The following is a 688-nucleotide window of genomic DNA, read 5'->3' on the forward strand; positions in this document are numbered from 1 at the left end:
GTTGGTGCCGGTGATGGTCACGTCCACCGTGGAACTCGAGAGCGCGCCGTGTTCGTCCTGCATCTGGTAATTGAGCGTCACGTGCTCGACCGCGCCTTGCGCCAGGTGGTCGAAGTCAGTTCCGGGGGTGAACAGCAACTGATTACCGACCACGCTGGCCGTACCCTTGTTTGCCGGTGCACTGGCCGAGTTCAGCGTGAACGCGTGACCATCATCGACGTCGGTGTCATTGGCCAGCACGTCGATCGTCAGGGTCTGGTTTTCCGTACCGGCGGCCGTATCGGCCACCGCCACCGGCGCGTCGTTGGTACCGGTGATGGTCACGTTTACGCTGCTGGTCGAGATTGCGCCGTGCTCGTCGCTCATGGTGTAGCTGAGCGTGACACTGGCCGTGGCGCCTTGCGCCAGGTGGTCGAAATCAGTCCCCGGATTGAACTGCAACTGGTTGCCCGAGACGCTAGCACTGCCTTGGCCGATTGGCGCACTGGCGCTGACCAAGGTGAATGCGTGGCCGTCGTCGACGTCGGTGTCGTTGGCCAGCACGTCGATGCTCAGGGTCTGGTTTTCCGTGCCGGCAGCCGTATCGGCCACTGCCACCGGTGCGTCGTTGGTGCCAGTGATGGTCACATCCACCGTGGAGCTTGAGAGCGCCCCGTGTTCGTCCTGCATCTGGTAAGTGAGCGTCACG

Annotated in this window: 1 protein-coding gene; it reads right to left on the bottom strand. The window is 62.9% G+C overall.

Annotated features, from left to right (window positions below; genetic code table 11):
- Positions 1-688, bottom strand: a 688-nt coding sequence (locus AC1DHT_RS29220; RefSeq protein ID WP_477761596.1) for an Ig-like domain-containing protein, incomplete at both ends; no start/stop codon positions are given.

This window comes from Pseudomonas sp. 05N432, assembly GCF_056396945.1.